Below are 21,533 nucleotides of genomic sequence, written 5' to 3' on the forward strand. Positions count from 1 at the left end.
ATGATCCATCAATCAAATATGTAGTTAAAAATTATATAAGCGGCTAATTTGGAGGTTCTACTATCCAAATCCAACCGTGGGTTACATTCTGCCACATCAAAAACCTTAATTTTTCCTGTTTCCTTTATGGCAGCTAACAGTGGGTCAAAGACTGACAAATCAATACCTTTAACCGCTGGTGCGCTTACACCTGGCGCAATGCTAGCACTAAATACATCAAGATCAACCGTAATATACAAATAGTCAACTTTTCCAATAAAATCTTGGACTTTTGAGATGATATTTTCTACATTTTTAGGCTGTAATTGATGATCATAGATATATGTGCAGTTCAAACGATCAGCCGTTTCAAACAACACTTTGGTATTGGAATGTTTTGCGACACCAATACATAAATAATGAAATTCTTGATGATGCTGTTCGGAGAGTTGAGCAGCATTTAAAAAAGGCGTACCTGAGGTTACATTTTCAGCTTCACGTAAATCAAAATGTGCATCAAAGTTAATGATGCCAATTTTCTTATTTGGCTCACAGTTTTGGACATATTGAAATAAACCAGAAAAGCTGCCAAAAGCAACTTCATGTCCGCCACCTAAAACAATCGGTTTCATTCTTTGTTTTAAGCTTCGTTCAACCTGTTCTGCGAGTTCAGCTTGTGCTTGTTCCAGTTTAGAACCGTCACAAATAACAGTTCCTATATCTGCAATGGTAATCGGTTGATGAACGGGTAAATTTGCTAATTGCGCACGAATCGAATCAGGCGCATCTGCTGCACCTAAACGTCCTTTATTCCGTTTAACACCTTCATCAGAGCTAAAACCGATCAAAGCAAAATCAGCACGAGGACTAGTATTAATGACTTGATGAATGCGTAGATGATCTACACCCTCGCCATCTTTTCGTCCTTGCCATATAAATGAATGATTCATATTCAATATCACTAATTAAAACTGTTCGCACTACACAAAAATTTCATTGCCATGCTGAATAATACGTTTAGGTAAATCTCCACCGAGCCAATACACAATCTCAGATGGATGTTCAATTTCCCAAGCAATAAAGTCAGCAACTTTGCCTACTTCTAAACTGCCATGTGAATCTTGTAGTCCCAAAGCATGTGCCGCGTGAATGGTTACGCCTGCCAAAGTTTGTTCAGGTGTTAAGCGAAATAAGGTACTTCCCATATTCATCATCAAACGTAAAGACAATGCTGGAGAAGTTCCTGGATTCAAGTCGCTCGACAACGCAATCCGAACACCATGTTGATGCAAACTCTCTAGCGGAGGAAGTTGTGTTTCCCTCAAAAAATAGAATGCACCAGGTAATAACACTGCAACTGTTCCTGAGCTAGCCATTGCTTTAACATCGTCTTCAGTCATAAATTCCAAATGATCTGCCGACAATGCGTGATAACGAGCAGCAAGACTAGAGCCACCTAGAGAAGACAATTGTTCTGCATGCAATTTAACTGGGATATTGAGTGCATGTGCTGTATTAAATATACGTTCAACTTGTGCTGGTGAAAATGCTAAATACTCACAAAATGCATCGACCGCATCCACCAGTCCTTCTTGATGCAGTTTTGGCAACATTTCTGTACAAATATGATCGACATAGGCATCACTTTGACCTTTATATTCAGGAGGTAATGCATGCGCTGCTAAGCATGTACTACGTACAGTCATTGGCAAAATATTTGCAATTTGACGAATCACACGTAACATTTTACGTTCATTCAGATAGTCCAAACCGTATCCAGATTTAATCTCGATGGTGGTGACCCCATCTTTGAGTAAACAACGAATACGTTTTAGTGCAGAAGCAAGTAACTCATCTTCGCTCGCCTCGCGTGTTGCACGAACAGTACTGGCAATACCGCCACCATTTGCCGCAATCTCTGCATAGCTCACACCCTGCAAACGTTGCTCAAACTCAACACTACGATTTCCACCAAACACACTATGGGTATGGCAATCAATTAAACCGGGTGTTAGCCATGCCCCATTCAAATCAATGGTTTCAGCATAGTTATCATTTGGAATATCACTTTCACGACCAATCCAATGAATATGCTGTCCAAATGTCACTAAAGCAGCATGTTCAATACTGTTGTATTTCCCATCCTGCATAGTAGCGATATGACAGTTTTTCCAAAGCTTTTTCATTTCAGATCATCTCCCTGTCCAAGAGCTATGCGCTCTTGAACAGTTGGGTTATTAGCTTTCCATTTTGAAATTTTGGGGTAAATCCTCATCAACCTTAATTGCATCTTGCTTTGGTTTAACCCAAATATTGTATGCAATACACAGTAAAACTAACCATCCAATACCAACATACAGTGCTGGTCTTGAGTCAGGGAAATAACCCATCATTGCCAAAATAAACAGCATGAATGCAATGGCAAATGCAGGAGCATACGGCCAACCGATCACAGGAAAATCAAGTGCTTTAATCTGTTCTTTCGACAACTTACGACGCATCGCAACTTGTGAAAGTAAGATCATGAGCCACACCCAAACCGTTGCAAAAGTTGCGATTGATGCAATGATAAGGAATACGTTTTCAGGAATTAGATAGTTGAGAAGCACACCGATAAGTAAGACTCCAGCCATAACCACGACTGTCATCCACGGCACACCATTTTTAGAGATTTTTTGGAACACTTGCGGTGCTTGTCCTCGGCTTGACATACCAAATAACATACGTCCCGCACCAAATACATCACTATTAATCGCAGATACCGCAGCGGTAATCACTACAATGTTTAAAACTGTCGCAGCAGAACCAATACCTAGATTTTCAAAAATTTGTACAAATGGGCTACCTTGACTACCGATCTGATTCCAAGGGAAAATCGACATCAATACAAAAATCGTCAAGACATAGAATAGTAAAATACGGACAGGGACAGCGTTAATTGCCTTCGGAATAGAAGTCTTTGGATCTTTAGATTCACCCGCCGTAATCCCAATAATTTCAATACCACCAAAAGCGAAAACGACGACAGATAAACATGCAATCAGACCCGCAATACCATTAGGCATAAAGCCTTCATGAATCCATAGATTTTGAATGCCTGTGGTAAAACCACTATGATCTGCTTGGAAACCATAGAACATCAGTCCTAAACCACCTAAGATCATGGCAATAATTGCAGTCACTTTCACAATAGAAAGCCAAAACTCAAGCTCACCAAAAACTTTGACGTGAATGAGGTTGATTGCACCTAAGAACATGATGAGTGACAGAATCCAAATCCATCGCGGAACATCGGGATACCAAAATCCCATATAGATTCCAAATGCAGTTACGTCAGCCAACGCAACAATGATCATCTCAAAAACATAGGTCCAACCTGTGGTAAAACCTGCAAGTGGTCCAATGTATTGTGAAGCATAATGACTGAAAGAGCCTGAAACTGGATTTTGAACCGCCATCTCACCTAATGCACGCATTACGATATATATTGCGATCCCTGCAACAATATATGCGAGCAAAACTGATGGACCTGCCATTTTAATGGCTGTTGCTGAACCGTAAAAAAGCCCCGTTCCTATTGCTGAACCTAATGCTAAAAAACGGATGTGACGGGTGTTTAATCCCCGCTGTAAAGTGGAGTGTTGTGACATTATTATCTCCAATCCTTGAGGAAATATAGTTAGAGTCGGTCACTCCATGTGACCGTTATCCTGATTACGCGTTAGATAGGCTTGGCAATAAATTTGGAATGAGTAATTCATTCAAACAACCACTTGCGAGTAATTCACTCGCCTGTTCAATATCAGGAGCGAAGAAACGATCTTCACTGTAATACGGCACTTGGTCACGCAATGCTTTACGCGCACGTTCAAGTTTTGGCGAGCTTTTTAAACCTTCACGGAAATCAAGACCTTGACATGCCCCTAACCATTCCACAGCAAGAATGCCACGAACGTTGTCCGCCATATACCACAAACGCTTACCCGCATTTGGTGCCATAGAAACATGGTCTTCTTGGTTTGCTGATGTTGGTAAACTATCCACACTTGCAGGATGCGCTAAAGCCTTGTTGTCACTTGCCAAAGCTGCGGCAGTCACTTGAGCAATCATAAATCCAGAATTGACACCACCATTGGCAACTAAGAACGGTGGAAGTTGTGACATATGGCGATCCATCATCATCGAAATACGGCGTTCAGATAGTGAACCAATTTCTGCAATTGCCAGTGCCAAATTATCTGCCGCCATCGCAACAGGCTCAGCATGGAAATTACCACCTGAAATCACATCACCTTCAGCTGCGAAAACCAGTGGGTTATCGGATACAGCATTTGATTCAATTGCTAATACTTCTGCTGCCTGACGAATTTGAGTCAAACACGCACCCATCACTTGAGGTTGGCAACGCAGTGAATATGGGTCTTGAACTTTGCTGCAATCTTCGTGCGAATGTGCGATTTCACTTGAATCAGTGAGCAAGTCACGATAAGCCGCAGCAACATCAATTTGACCACGTTGACCACGAACTTCATGAACACGCGCATCAAATGGTGCACGAGAACCTAACATTGCCTCAACGCTTAAACCACCACAAACCGTTGCAGCAGCAAATAAATCTTCAGCTTCAAATAAACCACGTAAAGCATATGCAGTGGAAACTTGCGTACCATTTAACAGTGCTAAACCTTCTTTAGCCGCCAGAGAAATTGGCTCTAAACCTGCGATTTTAAGTGCTTCTACTGCTGGTAACCATTCACCTTTATAACGTGCTTTACTTTCACCTAATAACACTAAAGACATATGTGCAAGTGGTGCCAAGTCACCCGAAGCTCCCACCGAACCTTTCAGTGGAATATGTGGATAGACTTCTGCGTTGATCAACGCAAGAATGGCATCAATCACTTTACGGCGAATACCAGAGAAGCCACGTGCCAAGCTGTTTGCTTTGAGCAACATGATTAAACGAACCATTGCATCATCTAATGGCTCACCAACACCTGCGGCATGTGAAAGTACCAAAGAACGTTGTAATTGTTCTAAATCTTCTGGTGCAATTTTAGTTGAAGCAAGCAAGCCAAAACCTGTGTTAATCCCGTAAGCAGTACGACCTTCATTTACTATTTTTTCGACACATGCAACACTGGCATTAATGCCTGCTGATGCACTTTCATCAAGTTTGACTTGGATTGGATTTAGGTAAGCTTTACGAAGATCTGCTAAGGTAAGTTTGCCGGGTTGAATTAAAAGTTCCATCGTTGGCGTCCTGTTTTTGCATTGTATTGTTCGCTTACGATGCTGATTACACAATTGCAAAAAGCATCGTAATGTTGTTGTCTGTTTACTGTGTGATCATAGGCAAGTTCAAACCTTGCTCTTTCGCGCATTCAACTGCAATCTCATAACCTGCATCAGCATGACGCATTACCCCAGTTGCAGGGTCATTGGTTAATACACGAGCGATACGTGCCGCCGCTTCATCGGTACCATCACATACAATCACGACACCTGAATGTTGAGAGAAGCCCATACCGACACCACCGCCATGATGTAAAGAAACCCAAGTTGCGCCGCCTGCTGTATTCAAGAGCGCATTTAATAATGGCCAATCTGATACTGCATCTGAACCATCTTGCATCGCTTCTGTCTCACGATTCGGACTTGATACTGAACCTGAATCTAAATGATCACGACCAATGACGATCGGCGCTGAAAGCTCACCACTACGAACCATTTCATTAAAAGCTAAACCAAGTTTGGCACGTAGACCTAAACCGACCCAACAAATACGTGCTGGTAGACCTTGGAAGCTAATACGCTCACGCGCCATGTCTAACCAACGATGCAAATGTTCATCATCAGGGATTAACTCTTTTACTTTGGCATCTGTTTTATAGATATCTTCTGGATCACCTGAAAGTGCAACCCAACGGAATGGTCCTACGCCACGACAGAACAATGGACGAATATAAGCTGGGACGAAGCCTGGGAAATCAAAAGCGTTCGTAACACCTTCTTCTTGTGCCATTTGACGAATGTTGTTGCCATAGTCAAATGTAGGTACACCCATTTTTTGGAAATCAAGCATCGCTTGAACGTGCTGCGCCATAGATTGTTTAGCCGCTTTTACCACAGCTTCTGGTTCAGCTTTAGCACGCTCACGGTACTCTTCCCATGTCCAACCCACTGGCAAATAACCATTGAGTGGATCATGTGCGCTCGTTTGGTCAGTGACCATATCAGGACGTACACCGCGACGGACTAATTCAGGTAAAATTTCTGCTGCATTACCATGCAATGCAATCGAAACAGCTTTACCTTCTTTGGTGTATTTTTCAATACGCGCCAATGCATCATCCAAATCAGTCGCTTGTTCATCAACATAACGTGTACGTAAACGGAAATCGATACTGATTTGTTGACATTCGATATTCAGTGAACATGCACCAGCCAATGTTGCTGCCAATGGTTGAGCACCGCCCATACCACCTAAACCAGCAGTCAGTACCCAACGACCTGTTAAATCACCGTTGTAATGTTGACGACCTGCTTCAACAAAAGTTTCATATGTACCTTGTACGATACCTTGGCTACCAATGTAGATCCAAGAACCTGCTGTCATTTGACCGTACATTGCCAAACCCTTTGCATCTAGCTCATTGAAGTGTTCCCAATTCGCCCAATGTGGAACTAAGTTCGAGTTTGCAATCAAAACACGTGGCGCGTCTTTATGAGTTTTGAATACGCCAACAGGTTTACCTGATTGAACCAACAAGGTTTCATCCGCTTCTAATTTTTTTAAAGTTTCAACAATTTTATCAAAGCATTCCCAGTTACGTGCAGCACGACCGATCCCACCATAAACAACGAGTTCTTTTGGATTTTCTGCCACATCAGGGTCAAGATTATTCATCAGCATACGTAACGGTGCTTCAGTTAACCAACTTTTTGCATTCAGTTGTGTACCACGTGGTGCGCGAATTTCTACGTCACGAAATTTTGTTGTCATTGTAGTCACAATCGGACTCCTTCCTTTGAGATTTGAACCGCAAATTAAACTGCTTTTAACGTATAGCAATGTATTAACTTGTATATACATCTACATACTACACAAATCTTTTATCTTGAAAAGATGCATTTCATTCCATTTATGAAAATAAATTTTAAACATATGAAATAAATTGATTTATTTTTATTATGACCATAAAAAACCCATACAACTAAAAATTGTATGGGTTTCAAAAAAGTGTGAATTATTTAAATTTTTGTAAGTCGAATCGCACAAACTTGCTTTTTATCCTGCTTGCCAAAAGCAATATTTTTCAAGTAATTCTGATCTTTTATAATTAAACTTTCTTGATATTCAAGATAGAAAATAGATTCATTTATTTTAATTTCTAAAGGTTCTAAACTTTGATTGAAAACAAAAATTAAATCAGCAGAACTCGTTATTTCAGAAGCAGCAGACTCGAACATCCATTCATAATCTGCATGAAATTTTCTAGCATCATATATCAGATTAAAGTCTCGAATCTTTCCATTGGGCAATTCACAACTAACCCGACTGTCTCCACTGAACTTTATCGATTCCAGATATTGTAAATGCTTCACTTGATGATCAATATTCAGCAAAATATCTTGACCTTCCAAAACCGTCAGATAGCGTTGCATACCTTCAAATTTGGAAAATGAACCAGACGTTTTGACGTCCGCCATGGAAATACGCCAATCAAATGACTCAAGGCAACTCCCTTCACTCCGAGCAAGTTCAACTGTATAGCCTGCACCATTTTTCCACAGCATGCGTTTATAATCTGCTGTGCTTAGATGCTGAATCATTGCGTAAATTTACCTTCCAAATAATAACGACTACCTGGATAAATCAAACGTGCACTAGAAATCAGTTGTTTATTTGACCATGTGCGACGGCGAATCAATAGGCAAGGTTCTGTTTTATTAATCTTCAACCATTTACATTCTTGAGCCGAAGCTAAAATCGCTGTAACCACATGCTCACCCTCAGTCACAGGTGCTTTTGACATCAAATAAGCATTCGGCGTGATCGCTTTAAAGTCTTGCGCTAAATAATCTGGTATCAAGACTGGATCAACTAAACGATCTTCTATTTGCACAGGCACATCATTTTCATAATGCACAATAATCGAATGAAATAGCTTTTGCCCTTCACGCATCTGCATTAACACGCTTTGTTCTGTATTGGCTTGAATTTGCTCCAACACCAATACTTCTGCACGATGTTTATGATTTCGAGCAATAATCTCTTCGGCAATATTATTCACATGAAATAAAGCTGTGCGCCCTTGTCCTTCTGCAACAAAAGAACCCACACCTTGTATGCGAACCAGCAAGCCCTCACTGGTCAACTCACGCAACGCACGATTAACTGTCATACGACTACAACCAAGCAAATTCACTAACTCACTCTCGGATGGAATCTTTTTATTGACTGTCCATGTGCCTTCGTAGATTTTCTGTGAAATCATTTGTTTCACACGCAAGTACAAAGGAACAGGGCTGTCTTCCCCGAGTGATAAATCCAAATCGGTCTGCTTGGATGTTCTTGACATTGACTAAAACTCATACACAATACTTTGAGCTATTGTATATAGATTATCGCCAATTTGTATATACAAGCTTATACAATTAAACTTCTAAAATAAAAATAATGTTGCATTTCATTTGCTTGATTTTTCAAAATTCTAAACTTGTATAATCCTAAACTGTATAACGCTTACTCAAACCCCAATCTGCCAATATACGGCGATACATGGTCGAAGAACGATCCGCTTCAAAATGTGCTTCCATTGTAATATCTACAGGTAATTCTTCAGGTTTTTGAGACTCTACCATCTCTTGATCCTCTGCAAAAATCTGCGCATTAAAATCATATACGCCTTGTAAATCACCCTTCGTATCAAAGTTTCGAGTTAAAGGCACAAACAACCGAGTTTTGTTATGCGAAGTTGGGCAACAGGCATTGAGGATTTTCAACACGCCAGCATTTGGAAAATGGATGGTGAGTACTGCTGAAAATGGTGGATAGACATCAAAAATCCGCTCCCAAAGAAAATCATCAGGCGCTAAATGTTGCATCCCATGCGGATAATTACTGACGTTACTGACATATTCAGTATGTAACCCATAATTGGTGCGTTCAGTCGAATACTTCGGAACGACAGGATTCTCTCTGTCCGCAAATGCATTGTGATGCACCCAAGCAAAATGCGCCACATCAATAAAACCCTCTAATTGACGACCACTTGAACCAGCAATATCCACATATGGAGGTAAAATTCCTTGGTGTTCTTCTGTATCCCATGTATCCAGTACTGGGAAATTTGCCAAGCTTTCATCTCGTCCTAAAATACTCGTCCATACCAAACCATATTTTATGACTACTGGAAATTTGGTTAAGGAAAAACGATCAGAAATTTTGGTTAGATCAGGCTGTGCAGGAATTTTTATGCATTTACCTTGTTCATTAAAATGCAAACCGTGATAAGGACAAATAATCGTTCCGCCTTCAACCCAACCTTTACTCAGTGGTACACCACGATGTGGACAAATATCACGAACTAAATGGATATTCTCTGACTCAGTTTTATAAATCGCCATTTTCAGATCCAGCAAAGTGACTTGCTGTGGCTTTGTCGTCACATCTTCAACTCGTGCAACGGGATACCAATGTTGAGCCAATATGTGCCAATCCTGATCGTCAAACTGACTGTGACAAGGTTTATTTGGAAGATTGATTAACGAAATTGCATTCATGCTTTGCTCTCATTTTCTGCTATAGATCATGGATCTGTATGGCTTAAATGCAGTGTGGAACAGAATGTTTTTTTCGTCTATTAGAATGAATTTGATCATTCATTCTAAAAATTAGAACAGGAACGGCACTAAAATTGCTTTTGTATAAATACTTATTTTTATAAAAAGTACATGTAATGGCATTACCCTTTTCTCGCTTCGCTGAATATTTTATTGCAGTCGCCAAAACAGGTAGTTTAAGAAAAGCAGCGGATCAGCTTTTTATTTCAGTTTCAGCGGTACATCGTCAAATCGTTTTGGCTGAGGAAGAACTTGGTGTAGCTCTATTTGAACGCCTGCCAAATGGCTTAAAACTAACTTTGGCCGGTGAGTTGCTATATGCAGATTTGCTAAGTTGGCAAAAAGACTTTCAAATGACACAAAAACGCTTGAATGAAATCCAAGGCTTACAGCGCGGTTCAATTGATTTTGGTGTAATTTCCGCACTCAGTGAAAGTTTTATTACGGATGTTATTCAGTCTATTCATCAAGATTATCCTTGGATTAATTTCAATATTCGCGTGTTAGATAGCGACTCTGTTGCTGATTTCGTAATTAACGCAGAACTCGATTTTGGTTTAATCCTCAATCCAAAACATCAGCATCAATTGCAAGTCAGCTCTTTTATTGAAATGCCACTTGGTTTCGTCATTCCCAAACAACATCCCTTAGCAAATAAAGAAAAAATCTATTTTTCGGATACATTGGAATTCAATCATATCATCGCCGCTGCACCACTGATTATTCATGATCATGTGATGGCTTTATATAAGAAACATGATTTTAATCCGCCCCATCAAATTGAATGCAATGATATTCGTATGATGCTTTCATTGCTTAGAAATAATCTAGGTATTGGTATCATGAGTTATCTAGATGCCTATGCTTTTATTGAAAATGGTGAATTTCTGTTCAGAACGATTCACGAAAATGGACTACATCCGATTACCCTCGCCTTGTGTGTTGCACCAAAACGGCAACTCTCACGAATATCACAAATTATGATGAATCTGATCATTGAACATATGGAAGCACTAAAATTGAGCATGACTGAAATCACCCAATAAACAAACTCAATTAACGCACCAAAACAAATCAATCAAACATTTGATTTATATTGTTTTATTATTTGACACCCAAACAATTCATCGAGTAATTTAATGAGAAGTTTCACATTTCTATCTTCTTAGGCAAACCCATGACACTCTTAGATCAAAATAGCCATGTCGCCCATGATTATCCTCGAGATATGTTAGGTTATGCCAATCATCCTCCACATGCTCAGTGGCCAAATCAAGCAAAAATTGCCGTTCAGTTTGTATTGAATTATGAAGAAGGTGGAGAAAAACACATTTTGCATGGTGATGAAGGCTCAGAGCAGTTCCTTTCCGAAATCAGTGGCGCTGATAGTTATCCTGCTCGTCATCTTTCGATGGATTCCATCTACGAGTATGGTTCACGTGTCGGGTTTTGGCGCATTCACCAAGAGTTTGCCAAACGTAATTTACCTATGAGTATCTTTGCAGTCGCCATGGCACTACAACGAAATCCGTTGGTTGTAGAAGCAATTAAACAGCATCATTATGATGTTGTTTCGCATGGTTTACGTTGGATTCATTATCAAAATATAGATATTGATACCGAGAAAGCACATATGGCTGAAGCCATGCAAATTTTAAAAGATTTATTCGGGGAATATCCAACAGGTTGGTATACAGGGCGTGATAGTCCTAATACCCGTCAACTCTTGGCTGACTATGATCAGATTCAGTATGACAGTGACTATTATGGCGATGACCTGCCTTTTTGGACAAGCTTATCGAAAGAGAATGGTGAAACTCGTCCTCATCTCATTATTCCTTATACACTAGATACCAACGATATGAAGTTCGCCTCTCCGACTGGTTTTAATCGTAGTGAAGATTTTTTTGAGTATTTAAAAGATGCTTTTGATGTGCTGTATGCTGAAGGGGCGACTTCACCGAAAATGTTATCTATCGGGATGCATTGTCGAATTCTAGGTCGCCCTGCTCGTTTTAAAGCACTACAGCGCTTTTTGGATTATGTGCAAAATCATGATCGAGTATGGATTTGTACTCGTCAGCAAATTGCGGAACATTGGCATAAATATCATCCTTATCAGGGATAGATCTATTTCTTTTAAAGTTTTCTAGCATTGCTACATCAGCAATGTACAAACAGATTGCTTTTATATTGGCGATTTCTTAATTTGAAGGATCAAAAGTAATCAAAAATCTTTGTTAGACTGACGGTACTTCCCTACTACCGCAGTCCAACAGGCGGCATCCATGCCGCCCCCATGACAGTAATCATCAATATAAATTCAAAAAGCTTAAGTTCTAAAGTAGATCATAGCCTAGCAACATTACATAATCACTTAGGCTATTTTAGCCATTTGTATACTCCGCTGTTGTAACAGCTTTACTGATTGTTTGGCTTGCGAAGCCAGCTCCATCATATCAACATCAGGAATTTGGTCATTTTCTACCACCATTTTTCCTGCAATAAACATCGCTTTAATGCGTGCTCGACCACCACTTGCAATAGGCCCAATTGCCATATCATGTAAGCCAAAATATCGAGGATCATCCAAACGATACAACACCAAATCAGCTTGTTCACCAACTTCAATCGTACCGACTTGATCTAAACCTAGAACTTTTGCACCACCTACTGTTCCCCAGCGAATAATATCTTCAATACTTGCAGCATCGGCACCGCCTTCAAATTGTCCACCATCATATTGTGGTTTTGCCAACATACCTTTTCTAGCACGTTGTAATAACCATGCGGCATGCGTTTCTGACAACATATCAGCAGCCTCATTGGAAGCCGCACCATCAACGCCGATTGAAATTGTCATGCCAGCATTTTCTAAAGTCACTAGATCAGCAATACCACTGCCTAAACGCGCATTACTTTGTGGACAATGTGCAATTCCAGTTTTTGTTTGACCCAAAATTTGGATCTCTTCTGGTAATAGCTTCACCAAATGCGCAAACCAAACATCATTGCCCACCCAATCATTTTCAGCACAATATTGCACAGGTGTCATATTAAATTTAGCTTTTGCTGCATCCAAATAGTCTACCGTTTCAGATAAATGACTATGCATTCGAATACCAAGTTGACGCGCGATCTTGGCACTTTCTCGAAACTGTTGCGCTGTTGTAGAATGTAGTGTAGATGTTGGCGCCATAACAATTTTACGAAATGCATCTGAGCTCGGCTCATGATAGTGAGCAACTAAACGCTCAACATCGACCATGTAATCTTCAAACTTCTCAGGTCGCAAAGCTTGTGGTAAATCACTTTCTAAGCCACGCGTAAGTGTTGCACCACCTCGACACAGCACAAAGCGCATGCCCAGCTTTTCGGCTTCGTCAAATAGAATGGCAGCGCCATCGAATGCCATTTTCGGCCAATATAAATAATGATGATCTGCAACCGTAGCGCAACCTGAACGTAGTAACTCAATTAAGCCAATACGTACTGCGATTCTAAACGTCGTTTCATCAAATGCACCTCGAAATCGATACGGTGTAGTCGCAAGCCATGCACTTAAATTTTGATTTAAACCCTGAGGTTCTCCTTTTAATAAAGACTGGAATAAATGGTGATGAGTATTTACCCATGCAGGATAAATAACACAGTCTTTCGCATTTACTACCTGTTCATTCTCAAGCTCAGTTAACTGCCCAATTTCAGAAATTTTTCCATTTTGAATCCGAATATCCGTAGCAGATGAACGCGCTGCTGTACCAGATAAACCTGTCAAAATTGCATGCGCATTTTTAATCAAATAGCTGTTATTCATCATGCTTGTTCACTCTCATGCCATTTACTGAGAAATACACGACTTAATAAAGACATCAATACGAACAGCCCTAAGCCTGTACAAGTAATGAGAAATAGTGCAGCAAACATTAACGGTAAATCTAGTTGGAATCCTGCTTGCAAAATTTGATAGGCCAAGCCTGCACTTGTACCCCCAGCACCAGCAACAAACTCGGAAACTACTGCTCCAATAAGCGCCAGACCACATGAAATACGTAAGCCACCAAAAAAATAAGGTAAGGCATTCGGCACGCGCAGACGCATCAGAATTTGCCAACGACTGGCTTTATTAATCTGGAAAAGATTAAGTAGCCCTTTGTTGACACTACGCAAACCTAAAGTTGTGTTGGTAAGTATAGGGAAAACAGCCACTAACATAGCGCATACCACTAATGCCAAAGTGGTATTTTGAATCCAAATAATTACTAAAGGTGCAATCGCCACAATCGGTGTAACTTGAAATAAAATGGCATAAGGCATAAAACATGCTTCGACAACACGACTTTGCACGAATAGAAAAGCAATTAAAGTTCCAATAATCACTGCACACGCAAAAGCAAGTAACGTGATTTTTAACGTCACCAATAAACTACCTAACAACAGCGAAGATTGATTGATCAATGCCATCACAATATCACTGGGCTTAGGTACGACATATACAGGCACTTCAAGTTGCTGAAAGCTCAATTGCCATATCAGCAAAAATAAAAAACCAAGTATTAATGGTGCTGCAATACGTTGCACAATAGGATGTTGTATTAATGGTTTAATCATGATCTTGTCCTCCACTTGCTTGTGCCAATAGTTCAGAAAAATGTGAACATTGTTTAATAAAGCTTTCGGATGTTCTAAATGATTCATCACGATGATAAGGTCCATCCACCTCAAGATCAGCAATAACTCGACCTGGGCGTGCGCCCATTACAATCACTCGAGAAGACAAATACACCGCTTCATAAATACTATGAGTGACAAAAACCACAGTTAAATCACGTTCTGACCAAAGTTTACGGATATCACTATCGAGTTTATGTCGAGTAAACTCATCCAAAGCCCCAAACGGTTCATCCATGAGCAATAAATCAGGCTCCGTTACCAATGCACGAGCTAAAGAAGCACGCATTTGCATACCACCAGATAGTTCACGCGGATAAGCTTTCGCAAATTTATCTAAGCCTACAGCTTTCAAAGCATCTAAAACTTTTTCTTTACTCAATGACTTTGCAATATGTCGTAAATCAAGTGGTAAGCGTACATTTTCCTCAATAGTTGCCCAAGGCATAAGTGTGGCTTCTTGGAATACCATTGCCATTTTGCATTGTGATTGGATATCTGCCTTGCCATTCCAACGGACTTGACCTGCTGATGGTTGTTCGAGATCGGCAAACATTTTCAATAACGTACTTTTTCCACAGCCTGATGGTCCGAGCAACGAAATAATTTCACCTCTAGCAATATTGAGATCAAGACGTTGTAAAGCGTGTGTACCATTTGGATAAGTTTTTTCGACGCCTCTTACCATGATCATGGGCGTAACAAAGTTTGATGTTGTTGGAATATCTACTGATAAAACTGAATTCATGCGGCTTCCCCTTGAGACATATGTCTTATTTGCTAACCTACTGGTTTAATCGTTATTTCTTCACAGGATTGAACTGCGTGGTATAAGCCGATTTCCAGTTGGTTTTGGCATTCAGCAAACCTGCATTCACCATAAAATCACGTGTTGCTTTCCAGCGTGCATCTGTCATCACACCAATTCCCTTAATTTTTGCATCGCCACCATCTATAAGTTGCAGTTTTTTCATTTGTCCGACAGCAAAAGCTAATAGCTCATCATTCATATTTGGATTTTCTTTTTTTATAATGGCGTTACCTAAGCGAGGGTCAGCTAAATAGTTTTTCCAACCTTCCATCGAGGCCTGTACAAAACGTTTAACCACCTCAGGTTTTGCTTGAATGACATCATTTCGAGTCACTAAAATTCCGCCATAAGCTGGATATCCCGCTTCGGCGAATAAGAAGAAATTACTTGATGGTTCTGCTTTTTTTGCCTGAAAAACCTCAGACGTTGCATAAGCTTGTTGTGCAACATTTTTGCCTGCAAGGAATGGTTGCATATTAAAAGTATAAGGACGTGCTTGTGCTACATTTAAATGATATTTAGCTTTTAACCATGGCCACCAACTTGCTTGTCCACTGGTAGATACAAGAATTGTTTTCCCTTTTAAATCAGCTAAAGATTTTATATCACTGTGGGTTAAAATCCCTTGCGGATCAAATTGAAATGGTGCTGCAATCGCTTTAATGGGAAAATTACTTTCAATACCTTTTAATACTTGTAGATCATAATTAATAATAATGTCAGCACGTTTAGACAATAAAAGTGACATATTATTAACCTGAGGACCACCGATTTTAATATCAACATCTAAACCATATTTTTTATAAATACCTTGCGCGAGTGCTTGATAATAGCCACCTTGCTCTGCTTGCGCGTACCAAGTCGTTTGTAAAACCAATTTATCGGCAGCATGCGTAAATGAACTAAGAAATAATGTACTAGCAATAACTGTTAATGTTGTTTTGCCTACAAAGTGCTGAATTTTCATAAGTAAGACCCCTAAATATGTTTGAACTCAATTCACTGTTCTCTAGGGGAATAAAAACCAAATGTATTAAGCACATAGATTCTCTCAAAGCCAATGAAGAAATGACTTTGTCCCCCTTGGAGGAACAGCTAACGCTGTAGAGCAATGTCCCATGTGTTTTACACACTAACCGCTTATACTCAGTTAAGATTTAGCAAACACCATGCCAGTATTCATTAATAGTTGTTTTTTCATAGTTAATTGTTGTGATTATTAAATCTTTATTGAATTTTGCTGAATAATTTTTGTCTCCGCATTTATTTAAATAAAAAATATATGACATTAAACTTAGAATGCACCATTTTAAAACACCGCACCGCACGAAAAAGAGTCGGAAAAATGATACTTGAATTTTTATTGATTCATATCGTCTTATTTTCATCAATATACTATACAGATAAACATCTTCTTATATTTGGTATAGAAAATGCTTATATAGATTTGTCAGAGTAGAAGCGTTCAGCATATATCAAAAAATATATGTGGGTCATTGCTCAGGAATAAGCTCACTTTCTATTTATTTGGAACGTGTTGCTTTTTTTTGAAAAATGATCCAGTCTCCTTTCATTCAATTTGATTGGGTCATGGTTTATCCAAAAAATTGAGGTGAAATATGAATAGCGCAAACATGACCAATTTAGCTGAAACCAATTACAGCTTAGAAGAACTCCAGAAAGAATCTCGCATGGGTGCTTTGGGTCAAGAGACTTACGACCGTGAAGTCCGTATCATTGATCTTTCAAACTTTGAAGATCGTAAATGTGAAATTGCAGAACAGCTTTGGTCTGCCGCAACTGATATTGGTTTTTTCCAAGTTTCAAATCATGGGCTTGGTTTGGATAAAATTCACAATGCTTTTGAAATGACAAAAAAGTTTTTTGATTTACCAACGAACACAAAAGCGCAATATCCTTTAAATCGTAATGCGGGCTGGGAAAGTAAAGCTCAGATTCGACCATCGACAAGCACTCCTGACCAAAAGGAATCTTATCAAATCACTCGTCCACGAATGGATGGGTTATATCCGACTGAACAAGAACTACCTAATTTTAAAAATACCATGCTGGAATTTGAACAGGAGTGCTGGCAAGTAGGTATGAAAATATTATCTTGTTTCGCCTACAAACTTGGATTCGCAGATAATTTCTTTACACTTGCACATGATCCTGATCAAGAAACCTATCAAAGTACACTGCGGATGTTGCACTACTATGCAATTGATCCTGCGATCAAAGATCAACTAGGGTTATGGCGTGCTGGTGCACACACCGATTTTGATTGCTTAACCTTACTATTTCAGCGTAAAGGTCAAGGTGGTCTACAAGTTTGTCCTGGTAAAGACATGGAACAACAACAATGGACAAGTATCGAACCGCGTGATGATGTAATCACTTGTAATATTGGGGACATGCTCATGCGCTGGAGTGATGATCAGCTTCCATCGAATTTTCATCGTGTCAAAAATCCTGAAGCTGATGAATATCAAGGCGCACGTTATAGTTTGGCATTTTTCTGTCAAGCCAATGAAGATGTCCTGATCGAAAGCCCACAGAAAAAATATCTAGCAATCACGGCAAAGGAATATCTAAAACAAAGAATTAGTGCAAATTTTAAAGGGAAATATTGATTATTTAGGATTCAGCCAGTAGCGATACTGGCTGATTTTTTTATTGATTGATTTAAAAATAAATGCCATTACATAAAAATTTAAGATAATCACTCAACCAAATCATAAATATATCTTTTTTCTACAAATAAAAATTTTACTTTTACATATTTAATTTTATAACAAGATACATTTTTATTTATGTTTTTAATAAAGTTATGATATTTATCAACAAATGGAAAATCACTAATAAAAATACGCCTAATCACATACTCTTTTCCATCAATATCAACATCATAATCTTTGTATGCATTTTTATCAGAATAGGATTTTTTTAAAGACAAACATCCATGTACAATACTATCCTGTTTTTCAGAAAGCTCTACTGCTTTCAATTTACAAAGATAGTCAGCTATAAAATAAGATATTCCCACAAAAATTATGATTATCACAATAAATATGACTTTAGTATTATAACGATCATCATCCATAAGATTACCCTAAATAGAACTATCTAACCAAAACACACATAAAAAATAATTCTAATATATTAATCCCAGATAGTCATAAATAAAAAATTTCTTAAAGAATGAATACCCTACTTCTATATACTTAACTTTATAACAACTATATTTATTTCTATCAATATCTCGATAAAAATCTCTTTGTTTATATTTAAAATGAAAACTTTTCAGCATAAAAATCTCTATCATCAAAATATTTCTATTTACAGAAAAATAGTACTCTCCCCATACTTTGTCTTATAATCTCCAGTATAATAAATACATGCTGCCAAAATATCACTTTTATTATTTGCTTTATATTCTGCAATACACTTATATCCATAGACATCCATAAAAAATTTTAAAACCGTTAAAAATAAAACACCCCAAACGATCACACTATAATAAATAGGATTATTCTTAAGATATTCATAATAGTTTTCTGACACCAATTACCTCACAAATAGAAGATATTTCGCTCATTATCCTTAGTAAAAATTCCATATGATAATAAATACTTTTATACAATTTTTCCTTCTACAATACAACTTAACTCTACCAACCGATAAACATCACAATTATGTCCACCACCAATTCGATCAACCACCAAGAAATCACTATTTTCTTCTAAAGTAATGAGTGGATGGTGCCAAACCCCTTGGTGGTAATTCACACCTTGCCGACCATTGGATAAAAAGGCATGAATCTGTTGTTCATCAGGTTGTGTTTCATTAAATGGCAATGCCACCACAATCACAAATTTCTGTTGTTGTAATGGAATAAAAGACTGTGAACCATAAGGATGCCGTTCCAACATTTCAATACTAAAAGGAAGCGTTGTTGCCGCCAAATTATGAAAAATACTCATACCCACAGCGACATTTTCACCACTGACCTGAGCCAAAGACAAGGCATGATAACGCTCAGCAAGACCTTGATTAATAGTAAAAAAATCTCGCCCTGTAGTTTCAATCACATCGCCAAATGCTGCAAATGCCTCTTGGGTTAAAGGTTGTATTTGAATCATGGTTATATTCATTGCTAGAACATCCTAAATCTCTAAGCCAATATCAGGGCGCAGTAAATACGCCCGACACCATGCTGCTTAAATACCGCCCTTACCCCATAAGCGAATGCGACTAATCCCACCATCAGGAATCATATTAACACGAATATAGTTCACTTTTTGATGCTGCAAAATTTCGGCAATATATGCGTGAATCGCATCCATTGATAACGGTTGCTGCTCTAACACAAAAGGCCAAAACATACTCTGAGGAATCAACTGTGCATCCGTAGCATCCTCCACATAAGCAGCTTGTATCGAACATAAAGCAGGAAAATTACCCTTAAAATGTGCTGTATCAACTTCTATTTTTTCTACTTTCCCAGCTTGACCTAGCGCAATAACGCACCAGTCAAAACCAGGCGCGCGGCGACGCTTAGTTTCCCAACCATCTCCCATATTGATGCCACGATCTGGGCTAAGTAAGTTATTTGGATGCCCATAATGCGCATCACTAAATGCAACAATGCGTCCACCATTTTTCAAACCAATCAGATCAATTTGTTGGTTTGAATCTATATTTTCCAGTACAACATTGCCATAAACACGTAAACGCGCAACACCACCGTCAGGGAAAATATTGAGTCGAATGTGGCTGATTTTATGTGCTTCGCAATTAAAAAAATGATGATGATCTGGAGACAAAACTGAATTTTCTAACAATGGAATCCAAGTGGTATTTTCCAGTTGATCATCAGGTGCATAACACCCTTCTATTGAAGCAGAAGCAGGATAATTCCCTGTAAAAAAAGAAGTATCGAGGTCAAATCCTGATACTTTTCCAGTGACACCCAAACGGACAATGCACCAATCGTACCCTGCTTCGCGCTTACGGCGTGTTTCCCAGCCATCCATCCATTTGCCATGATCATCAAACTTACCCTCAATGAATTTCGCAGGTTCTGGTTGTAACATTCTTTCCGCGCTTGCAAAAAACTCATCAGAACATGACACAATGCTTGCGCCAATACGCGCATCAGCTAAATTGGTTAAACCCTGTAAGTTATCTGGCAAAGTCACTACTTTGGCAATATGTACCGTCATTGATCAATCCTAAATAATATTTTCATATAGTTCATTCTATGCAAAATCCAGTCCAACTGGTCTGACCTGTTGTAAATAATTATCTATTTTTAGCTTTGAAGCAATTTAAATTTATGAATTTTGTGTAGAATCAAATTGTTCATTTTTTATTTTCGGAAACGATGTTTATGAGTCCACAAGCAATGCTTAATGGAAAATCATCTCAGGTGACTGAGCAAGCTGTGGAAGTGATTCATCAACGCATTCAACAAGGCAGCTATGCGATTGGATCAGCTTTGCCCTCGCAACGTGATTTAGCGGCACAACTCGGTATAAGCCGTGCCTCTCTACGTGAAGCCCTGACTCGTCTTGCAGCCTTAGGTCTATTAGAAATCAAAGCAGGTAAAGGCGTTTATGTTATTTCACAACATAGTCAAGCGGCTGAACAATGGGATGGGGAACATCGAGTTTCATTAAAAGACTTTTATCAATTACGTTATGTACTTGAAGGCTTTTGTGCCCTACTTGCATGTGAATATTTAACTGATCAAGATAAAACAATATTGCAGCAACATTATGAAAATCTAGCACATGCAATCAAAGAACAGGACTGGCAAGCCGCTTCTGAATTTGACTATGCTTTTCATCAACATGTGATCGAATTAAGTCACAATCAATCTATTATTCAAACACTTAAAATGCATACTGAATGGATTAAAAAGAGTCAAATTCTTCCATTTGTTCAACCAAATTTAGCATTCAAGACCATTCAAGAACATGATTTGATATTGCAAGCACTTTTCCAACAAGACGCACCTGCTGCTGAAAAAGCCATGCGTGTACATATTATTGGTGCTGCACAAAGAGCTGGTGTTTATTTTTCTCGACATGATAGCTAAAGGTACACAAATTAACTTTGAATATATCCAACCGATAAGATCAGCACAAGTTGCACCACTTTATTTCACCTTCTGAACAATGATATTGCGCCTCACCCTATCTTGCATTCTAATGATGCA

General features: G+C 38.9%; 19 protein-coding genes. 4 read left to right on the top strand and 15 right to left on the bottom strand.

The window, feature by feature from the left end; all coding sequences use genetic code 11:
* Positions 1-8 precede the first annotated feature (8 nt).
* The 8 genes from hutG to F933_RS13780 form a co-directional block, all read right to left on the bottom strand.
* Positions 9-929 carry a formimidoylglutamase gene (gene hutG / locus F933_RS13745; protein ID WP_005054445.1) on the bottom strand — a complete coding sequence of 307 codons (921 nt, stop codon included), beginning with the start codon at positions 927-929 and terminating at the stop codon, positions 9-11.
* Positions 930-959: 30 nt separating this feature from the next.
* The gene (gene hutI, locus F933_RS13750; RefSeq protein WP_005062174.1) at positions 960-2,165 is read right to left on the bottom strand and encodes an imidazolonepropionase; all 1,206 of its coding nucleotides are present in this window, start codon (positions 2,163-2,165) and stop codon (positions 960-962) included.
* A gap of 51 nt (positions 2,166-2,216) precedes the next feature.
* On the bottom strand, positions 2,217-3,629 hold the full coding sequence (locus F933_RS13755) for an amino acid permease (RefSeq protein ID WP_005062182.1): 1,413 nt from the start codon (positions 3,627-3,629) through the stop codon (positions 2,217-2,219).
* 64 nt (positions 3,630-3,693) lie between these two features.
* The gene (gene hutH / locus F933_RS13760) at positions 3,694-5,232 is read right to left on the bottom strand and encodes a histidine ammonia-lyase (RefSeq protein WP_005054450.1); all 1,539 of its coding nucleotides are present in this window, start codon (positions 5,230-5,232) and stop codon (positions 3,694-3,696) included.
* Positions 5,233-5,317: 85 nt separating this feature from the next.
* Positions 5,318-6,985, bottom strand: coding sequence for a urocanate hydratase (gene hutU, locus F933_RS13765; protein ID WP_155757864.1), 1,668 nt, complete (start codon positions 6,983-6,985; stop codon positions 5,318-5,320).
* A 248-nt stretch (positions 6,986-7,233) separates the two neighbouring features.
* Positions 7,234-7,815 (bottom strand): HutD/Ves family protein, encoded by a 582-nt coding sequence (locus tag F933_RS13770; RefSeq protein WP_005062190.1) that lies wholly within the window; start codon positions 7,813-7,815, stop codon positions 7,234-7,236.
* Entirely contained in the window at positions 7,812-8,564 is a 753-nt protein-coding gene (hutC, locus tag F933_RS13775; protein WP_005054455.1) for a histidine utilization repressor, read from the bottom strand. Before hutC ends, F933_RS13770 begins: the two co-directional genes overlap by 4 nt.
* Before the next feature lie 148 nt (positions 8,565-8,712).
* On the bottom strand, positions 8,713-9,768 hold the full coding sequence (locus F933_RS13780) for an aromatic ring-hydroxylating oxygenase subunit alpha (protein WP_005062193.1): 1,056 nt from the start codon (positions 9,766-9,768) through the stop codon (positions 8,713-8,715).
* Positions 9,769-9,944: 176 nt separating this feature from the next.
* Between F933_RS13780 and F933_RS13785 the strand changes: the two genes are divergently transcribed.
* Together F933_RS13785 and puuE are read left to right on the top strand one after the other, a co-directional pair.
* A complete protein-coding gene (locus F933_RS13785; RefSeq protein WP_005062199.1) occupies positions 9,945-10,874 on the top strand; it encodes a LysR family transcriptional regulator in 930 nt (309 codons plus the stop codon).
* 131 nt (positions 10,875-11,005) lie between these two features.
* Complete coding sequence (gene puuE, locus F933_RS13790; RefSeq protein ID WP_005062203.1) at positions 11,006-11,956, top strand: allantoinase PuuE; 951 nt, start codon at positions 11,006-11,008, stop codon at positions 11,954-11,956.
* A gap of 249 nt (positions 11,957-12,205) precedes the next feature.
* On the opposite strand, the gene F933_RS13795 is transcribed toward puuE, so the two are convergent.
* The 4 genes from F933_RS13795 to F933_RS13810 are packed head-to-tail and all read right to left on the bottom strand — an operon-like array spanning position 12,206 to position 16,277.
* The gene (locus tag F933_RS13795) at positions 12,206-13,648 is read right to left on the bottom strand and encodes an amidohydrolase family protein (RefSeq protein ID WP_005062205.1); all 1,443 of its coding nucleotides are present in this window, start codon (positions 13,646-13,648) and stop codon (positions 12,206-12,208) included.
* Positions 13,645-14,439, bottom strand: a complete 795-nt coding sequence (locus F933_RS13800; protein WP_005062207.1) for an ABC transporter permease — start codon at positions 14,437-14,439, stop codon at positions 13,645-13,647. The genes F933_RS13795 and F933_RS13800 overlap by 4 nt, the downstream gene beginning before the upstream one ends.
* A complete protein-coding gene (locus F933_RS13805; protein WP_005062209.1) occupies positions 14,432-15,247 on the bottom strand; it encodes an ABC transporter ATP-binding protein in 816 nt (271 codons plus the stop codon). The genes F933_RS13800 and F933_RS13805 overlap by 8 nt, the downstream gene beginning before the upstream one ends.
* Before the next feature lie 52 nt (positions 15,248-15,299).
* Positions 15,300-16,277, bottom strand: coding sequence for an ABC transporter substrate-binding protein (locus F933_RS13810; protein ID WP_005062211.1), 978 nt, complete (start codon positions 16,275-16,277; stop codon positions 15,300-15,302).
* 652 nt (positions 16,278-16,929) lie between these two features.
* Between F933_RS13810 and F933_RS13815 the strand changes: the two genes are divergently transcribed.
* Positions 16,930-17,943, top strand: a complete 1,014-nt coding sequence (locus tag F933_RS13815; RefSeq protein ID WP_005062212.1) for an isopenicillin N synthase family dioxygenase — start codon at positions 16,930-16,932, stop codon at positions 17,941-17,943.
* A gap of 89 nt (positions 17,944-18,032) precedes the next feature.
* Here F933_RS13815 and F933_RS13820 read toward each other — a convergent pair whose 3' ends face one another.
* The 3 genes from F933_RS13820 to alc form a co-directional block, all read right to left on the bottom strand.
* A complete protein-coding gene (locus F933_RS13820) occupies positions 18,033-18,413 on the bottom strand; it encodes a hypothetical protein (protein WP_005062213.1) in 381 nt (126 codons plus the stop codon).
* A 532-nt stretch (positions 18,414-18,945) separates the two neighbouring features.
* Positions 18,946-19,464, bottom strand: a complete 519-nt coding sequence (locus F933_RS13830) for an ureidoglycolate lyase (RefSeq protein ID WP_005062223.1) — start codon at positions 19,462-19,464, stop codon at positions 18,946-18,948.
* 66 nt (positions 19,465-19,530) lie between these two features.
* Positions 19,531-20,535, bottom strand: coding sequence for an allantoicase (gene alc / locus F933_RS13835; RefSeq protein ID WP_005062224.1), 1,005 nt, complete (start codon positions 20,533-20,535; stop codon positions 19,531-19,533).
* Positions 20,536-20,702: 167 nt separating this feature from the next.
* Here alc and F933_RS13840 point away from each other — a divergent pair, with 167 nt between their 5' ends.
* Complete coding sequence (locus tag F933_RS13840) at positions 20,703-21,413, top strand: FadR/GntR family transcriptional regulator (protein WP_005062225.1); 711 nt, start codon at positions 20,703-20,705, stop codon at positions 21,411-21,413.
* Positions 21,414-21,533: the final 120 nt, after the last annotated feature.

It is taken from the genome of Acinetobacter beijerinckii CIP 110307 (genome assembly GCF_000369005.1).
Classification (GTDB): domain Bacteria; phylum Pseudomonadota; class Gammaproteobacteria; order Pseudomonadales; family Moraxellaceae; genus Acinetobacter; species Acinetobacter beijerinckii.

What these genes read in the sequence shown, in the direction of transcription:
- hutG (WP_005054445.1), bottom strand. Translation starts at nt 929, where the DNA reads ATGAATCATTCATTTATATGGCAAGGACGAAAAGATGGCGAGGGTGTA.
- hutI (WP_005062174.1), bottom strand. Translation starts at nt 2,165, where the DNA reads ATGAAAAAGCTTTGGAAAAACTGTCATATCGCTACTATGCAGGATGGG.
- F933_RS13755 (WP_005062182.1), bottom strand. Translation starts at nt 3,629, where the DNA reads ATGTCACAACACTCCACTTTACAGCGGGGATTAAACACCCGTCACATC.
- hutH (WP_005054450.1), bottom strand. Translation starts at nt 5,232, where the DNA reads ATGGAACTTTTAATTCAACCCGGCAAACTTACCTTAGCAGATCTTCGT.
- hutU (WP_155757864.1), bottom strand. Translation starts at nt 6,985, where the DNA reads ATGACAACAAAATTTCGTGACGTAGAAATTCGCGCACCACGTGGTACA.
- F933_RS13770 (WP_005062190.1), bottom strand. Translation starts at nt 7,815, where the DNA reads ATGATTCAGCATCTAAGCACAGCAGATTATAAACGCATGCTGTGGAAA.
- hutC (WP_005054455.1), bottom strand. Translation starts at nt 8,564, where the DNA reads ATGTCAAGAACATCCAAGCAGACCGATTTGGATTTATCACTCGGGGAA.
- F933_RS13780 (WP_005062193.1), bottom strand. Translation starts at nt 9,768, where the DNA reads ATGAATGCAATTTCGTTAATCAATCTTCCAAATAAACCTTGTCACAGT.
- F933_RS13785 (WP_005062199.1), top strand. Translation starts at nt 9,945, where the DNA reads ATGGCATTACCCTTTTCTCGCTTCGCTGAATATTTTATTGCAGTCGCC.
- puuE (WP_005062203.1), top strand. Translation starts at nt 11,006, where the DNA reads ATGACACTCTTAGATCAAAATAGCCATGTCGCCCATGATTATCCTCGA.
- F933_RS13795 (WP_005062205.1), bottom strand. Translation starts at nt 13,648, where the DNA reads ATGATGAATAACAGCTATTTGATTAAAAATGCGCATGCAATTTTGACA.
- F933_RS13800 (WP_005062207.1), bottom strand. Translation starts at nt 14,439, where the DNA reads ATGATTAAACCATTAATACAACATCCTATTGTGCAACGTATTGCAGCA.
- F933_RS13805 (WP_005062209.1), bottom strand. Translation starts at nt 15,247, where the DNA reads ATGAATTCAGTTTTATCAGTAGATATTCCAACAACATCAAACTTTGTT.
- F933_RS13810 (WP_005062211.1), bottom strand. Translation starts at nt 16,277, where the DNA reads ATGAAAATTCAGCACTTTGTAGGCAAAACAACATTAACAGTTATTGCT.
- F933_RS13815 (WP_005062212.1), top strand. Translation starts at nt 16,930, where the DNA reads ATGAATAGCGCAAACATGACCAATTTAGCTGAAACCAATTACAGCTTA.
- F933_RS13820 (WP_005062213.1), bottom strand. Translation starts at nt 18,413, where the DNA reads ATGGATGATGATCGTTATAATACTAAAGTCATATTTATTGTGATAATC.
- F933_RS13830 (WP_005062223.1), bottom strand. Translation starts at nt 19,464, where the DNA reads ATGAATATAACCATGATTCAAATACAACCTTTAACCCAAGAGGCATTT.
- alc (WP_005062224.1), bottom strand. Translation starts at nt 20,535, where the DNA reads ATGACGGTACATATTGCCAAAGTAGTGACTTTGCCAGATAACTTACAG.
- F933_RS13840 (WP_005062225.1), top strand. Translation starts at nt 20,703, where the DNA reads ATGAGTCCACAAGCAATGCTTAATGGAAAATCATCTCAGGTGACTGAG.